Source organism: Pigmentiphaga sp. (assembly GCF_019689535.1).
Classification (GTDB): Bacteria; Pseudomonadota; Gammaproteobacteria; order Burkholderiales; family Burkholderiaceae_B; genus Pigmentiphaga.
The window spans coordinates 1-5,025 of record NZ_JADGHH010000227.1 but is presented as its reverse complement, the minus strand read 5'-3'; the positions used below and the strand labels follow the sequence as shown (position 1 = coordinate 5,025).

Annotated in this window: 4 protein-coding genes and 1 tRNA gene; 3 read left to right on the top strand and 2 right to left on the bottom strand. The window is 64.7% G+C overall.

The annotated features are described in order from the left end of the window. The first annotated feature begins 177 nt into the window (after positions 1–177). On the top strand, positions 178–801 hold the full coding sequence (locus IRZ12_RS15520; RefSeq protein WP_124136554.1) for a LysR family substrate-binding domain-containing protein: 624 nt from the start codon (positions 178–180) through the stop codon (positions 799–801). A gap of 27 nt (positions 802–828) precedes the next feature. On the opposite strand, the gene IRZ12_RS15515 is transcribed toward IRZ12_RS15520, so the two are convergent. Both IRZ12_RS15515 and IRZ12_RS15510 read right to left on the bottom strand, forming a co-directional pair. Next, complete coding sequence (locus IRZ12_RS15515) at positions 829–2,754, bottom strand: integrase arm-type DNA-binding domain-containing protein (RefSeq protein WP_296470281.1); 1,926 nt, start codon at positions 2,752–2,754, stop codon at positions 829–831. 239 nt (positions 2,755–2,993) lie between these two features. After that, a tRNA-Gly gene (locus IRZ12_RS15510) sits at positions 2,994–3,067 on the bottom strand. Positions 3,068–3,472: 405 nt separating this feature from the next. Between IRZ12_RS15510 and IRZ12_RS15505 the strand changes: the two genes are divergently transcribed. Both IRZ12_RS15505 and IRZ12_RS15500 read left to right on the top strand, forming a co-directional pair. Next, positions 3,473–4,450, top strand: coding sequence for a tripartite tricarboxylate transporter substrate binding protein (locus IRZ12_RS15505; RefSeq protein ID WP_296470277.1), 978 nt, complete (start codon positions 3,473–3,475; stop codon positions 4,448–4,450). A 35-nt stretch (positions 4,451–4,485) separates the two neighbouring features. Next, positions 4,486–5,025, top strand: a 540-nt coding sequence (locus IRZ12_RS15500; RefSeq protein WP_367181595.1) for an LVIVD repeat-containing protein, incomplete at its 3' end; no start/stop codon positions are given.

The following is a 5,025-nucleotide window of genomic DNA, read 5'->3' as shown; positions in this document are numbered from 1 at the left end:
TTGTGTATAACAGACAGCTTTCATAGGTTCTTGTCCCTGCGGGTCTCCCGCGTTGCACCGATCGCTTCTGCATCAACAGAAGCGTCACGCGCAAAGCGAATCTAAACCACGTTAAACTTATCTCATCGACCGGTCGCGCCCGGTTTTTCCCAGTGTCGGCGTTGTGCAAGTGACACGATGATCGCTCCCGATCCCTTGAACATTGCCCTGTCGGACTGCCTGGCCTATCCCCGGTTGTCGGTGCCGATGGCGGAACATCGCCGGCGCCATCCGGACCACCCCATTCGCCTTCATGAAGAACGCCTGGAGGACCTGCATCGAGGACTGCTCGCGGGGGCTTTCGAGGCGGGCCTCTGCCAGTCGCCCGCAGCCCCTGAAGGCATCGATGTCCGCCCCGTCTGGCGCGATGCGCTGGCACTGGCCGTGTCTGCCCATCACCCCTTGCTGGCCTTCGCGTCAGTGTCCCTGGAGCAGGCCGCCGACCACCCTTGGATCGCCCTGGATGCCCGCGACTGTGTGGGCTACTGCGGGCAGATCGACACGCTGCTGACGGCGGCCGGCGTCTTCCCCTCGGACGTCACGACGGCCACATCGTTCGGGTTGATGATGACCCTGGTGGCCGCCGGCTACGGCGTCTGCCTGGCACCCGCCGCCCGCATCGAGGGCCATCGTTCCCTTGGCCTTGTCCAGCGTCCCTTGCAAGAGGGCGTGCTGACGCTCACCACCTACTTCCTGAGCCGTCGAAATACGGACAGCACCCACCTGGAGCGGTTCTTCCAATCGCTCCAGGCAAGCGCCTGACCGAACTTCGGCGCGACCCTGGCTTGATCAGTCTCCGGGCGTCGCTTCGGCGACATCGGCAGCGACGGCTTCGCGCACCAGCCGCTGCACGCTTTGCCGGACCTGCTCAGGAAACTCGGTCGTCACGACTGGCTCGCTCGCCTGCATGCACTGTGCGGCCACCAGCCGCGCGGCAAGGTGCAGGTTCGTTGGGTTGACGGCTTCGATGGCCGGCCGTGTCCCGAGGGCCTCATATGAGCGCAGGAGAGCGTGGTAGATGTCCCAGGTGTCGATGCCCCGTGGCAGTTGCTTCAGGACGGACTGGACCAGCCTGCGCTTGAGCGGATCGAGTTGCCAGTCTGGCACTCGCTGCCCGCGATGCCCCATGTGGATCGACAGCAGGTTGCCGGCCTGGATCTCGTAGGTGATCCAGCGGCGCGACTTGCCCGCGAGCCTGGCGTAGTCCGCCACCGAGAGGTTGTGCGGCGCCTCGAAGATCTCCAGCACCTGCAGGCGTTCACGCTGCGCGTCCGACAGGCGCGGCCGTGCGTACTCGGGCATGCGCACGGCCGACAGCCGCTGCACCGATGCCGGCGCTTCGGGTTGGTCGGGCGCCGGCGCGGTCACGATCAGCTGCGGCGCGGTGAGGTCGAGCACCGGCGGCTGCACCGCCGCCTGGCCGGCAATGGTCGGCAGGCCCTGAAGCGTGATGGTCAGATGCCGGCTGGCAACCTCGACCTCGTTCTGCTCGAACAGGTCCAGGCGATCGGCCCAGTCCTGCATCATGACGCGACGCTGCTCGACGTACTCGGCATGGTTGTAGGTCGCGCTGATCCTGTCCGGGTCGGCATGCGAGAGCTGGGCGTCCACCCATTTCTTCGGGTACCCGAGTTCGTTCAGCGCCGTCGAGATCGTCGCCCGGATACCATGCCCCGTGAGTTGGTCCTCGTAGCCCATGCGCTTGAGCGCGGCGTTGAGCGTGTTCTCGCTGATCGGGTTCTTCAGGCACCAGTCGCCGGGAATGAGATGAACCTGGGCCGGCTTGAAGTTGTCGAGCAGGTGGCGAACGATCTCCTGCGCCTGCACCGACAGCGGCACGATGTAGGGCGGGATGTCGATGATGCGCTTGCGCTTCTTCCTGGTGAACAGCTTTCGCTGCTTGAGCCTGGCCACGGGGATGATCCACAGGCCCCGGTCGAGGTCGAACTGATCGGGCGTGGCGAAGCGCAACTCGCCGGTGCGCACACCGGTGAGCATCAGCAGCCGCAAACCCAACTGCGTGTTCAGGCGCCCGCGGTACTTGCGCAGCGTCTGCAGCATGACCGGCAGTTCGTGCATGCGCAGAAACGGGTTGTGTTCGACCGGCGGCAAAGGCAACGCGACCACTTCCAGGTCCCTGGACGGGTTCTCGCCCATGTTGGGGATCGCCACCGTGGCGTAGGTGAACAACTGGGTGAACCAGGTCCGCAGCTTCTCGGCCACCGACAGCGAGCCGCGCTTTTCCACCTTGCCGATGATGTCCAGCAGGTGCGCGCGGGTGATCTCGTAGATGGTCAGGTGCCGCAGCGACGGAAACACGTCCTTTTTGAAGACGCGCCCGATCTGCTCCAGGCTGGTCTGCCGTCCTTCCTCCAGCGAGAGCCGGCGATGAGCCAGCCATTGCTCGTAGACGGCCATGAAGGTGTGCTCGCCGGCCAGGACGATCGCGTGCCGCCTGCGCTTGCGTTCGCTGTGCGGATTGACGCCCTTGGCGAGCAGCGAGCGGGCTTCATCGCGAAGCGTACGGGCGTCCTTCAGCGAGAGCGCTGGATACGTGCCGAAGGACATGCGGTCGCGCTTGCCGCCCCACGAGAAGCGGAAGTGCCACGCCTTTGCACCGGTGGCTGAAACAAAGAGGGAAAGGCCGTCTGTGTCGGCCAGGGTGTACGGTTTGCCGGTCGCCTTGGCCTGGCGAACCGTGAGGTCCGAAAGCATGATCCCAACTCCTTGAAAGCGAGTTGAGTGCCATGTTTCCCATCGGGCCCCGGCTCCCCCAGCAACAATGCGGAACTGGGAAGCTCCGCATTGCGATGTACCACCTAATGTACCGGTTTTGACCGGCTGTCAGTGGATTTCGCTGGACGTCACTGGATCGAAGATTCTTAAAAAATCGAACCGTGACAATGACTTGCAACACTCCATGGACGTCCCTGGAACACCATGGAAAGTTGAAGTGGAGCGGGTGAAGGGAATCGAACCCTCGTATGCAGCTTGGGAAGCTGCCGTTCTACCATTGAACTACACCCGCGCAGGACGCCCCGGCAGGACCGGGACGGAAGCGCTGCCGCATGGCGGCAGGAACGCAATTCTAAGCCCGATTTCCCAGGCCGGCAAACGGCGCGCCCGAAGCCGGGGCGCCGAGGGCGCATCGACCCCTCCGGGACCGCCCCGGCGTCCCGCCTGCCGGCGCACGCCGCGCCACCTCGTCGTCTCCGGGTCGGCCCCGGAAACGGCTTTCCGCCATGGGCGAGCGAAGCCGGGCATCCGGCCAAACTAATCACTTTTCGCTATCAGTCCAAAAGTTTTTCTGTCTTTATTTCCCTTAGTACCCGGTGTCCAATAGGCCCGCGCCCAACGCGCACGACCAAGTGAAACGAGAACCCTGGGGCCGATTCGCGCACCCGGGGCGGTCGCACCCCAAAGGAGACACTCGATGGCACACGCCCGGAGTACCGCCGCCCGCCCGTGGGCAGCGATGCTGCTGACCGCCGCATCCTTGGCAGCGGCACCCGCCGCCCAGGCACAGAACTACCCGACCCGTCCCATTCAGATGATCATGCCCGTACCGGGCGGAGGGCACGAGGCCGTCGGACGCATCATGGCGGAACAGATGTCCAAGCAGCTTGGACAACCGATCGTGGTGGAAGGCCGCCCCGGCGCGTCGGGGAACATAGGCGCGGCGCTCTTGGCCAAGGCCCCGACCGATGGCTACACCATCGGCTTGCTGAGCGGCATCCATACGTCTAACGCGGGATTCTTCCGGCAGCCTGGGTACGACATCCTGACAGACTTCACGCCCATCGGCGCCGTGGGCGAATCGCCGGTGCTGCTGGTCGCCCGTCCCGACCTTCCGTGGAACACCTTCCCCGAGCTCATGGCGGAGATCAAGAAGAGCCCGGGGAAATTTTCCGCCGGGGGCACTTCCGGACTCGTGTTCGATTTACTGGCCGACGCGGCGGGACTCGAGTTCTTGTCGGTGCGCTACAAGAGCGCCGGCAATGCGATGACCGACCTGTCTTCCGGCCGGCTGGACCTGACCTCTGGCCCGCTCACGGTTTTCTTGCCCTTGATCAGGGACAAGAAAATCAAGGCCATGGCCGTCGGCGGCGCGCGCCGCGTGGCCGAGCTACCCGAGGTCCCCACCGTCGCGGAGTCCGGCGTGCCGGGTTTCAACGCCAACATCTGGTACGGGCTTTTCCTGCCCAAGGGTGCGGCGCCTGACGTTGCCCAGCGGTTGCGCGAGGAGTTCGCCAAGGCCCTGGCCACGCCCGACGTGCGCGCCAAATTGGCGACGCAAGGCATCGACGTCACCTTCGGACAAGCCTCGCCCGACGAAGTGATGCAGCGTATCGCGAGCGAAGTCGAGAACTGGAAGCGCATCGCGGCCAAGACCGGCAAATATGTCAACTGAAGCCGCTCGTCGGCAGACTTCTTCAGGAAAGCATCATGCTTAGTGCGAAAGGAGTGCGCGAACTCGCCGTCTTTCCATGTCCCGGCGGCGGACAGGTGGTGGTCAAGGACGGGTTCGCCTACATCGGCCACATCACCGGGCCGACGGGCACCACCATCGTGGACGTACGGGAGCCGACCCGCCCCAGGCAGGTCGCCACGGTGCCGGTCGCGGAAGGGCTGCATTCGCACAAGGTACAGGTACATGGCGACCTGATGCTGGTGAACCGGGAAATCACCGACGCGACGCTGGCAAAAGAGCGGGGAGGCCTTGCCATATTCGACGTCCGCGACCGGTCCCAGCCCCGGCAGCTTGCGATGTGGCATTGCGACGGAAGCGGCATACACCGGTTCACCTTCGACGGCCGCTACGCCTATATCTCTCCCGAGGTCGAAGGTTATCTGGGCAACATCGTCATGATCCTCGACCTGGCGGACCCGGCCAACCCGGTGGAGGTGTCGAGGTGGTGGATGCCCGGGCAATGGGCGGCGGGAGGGGAAACGCGCACCTGGAAGGGATACCAGCACCGCTGCCAC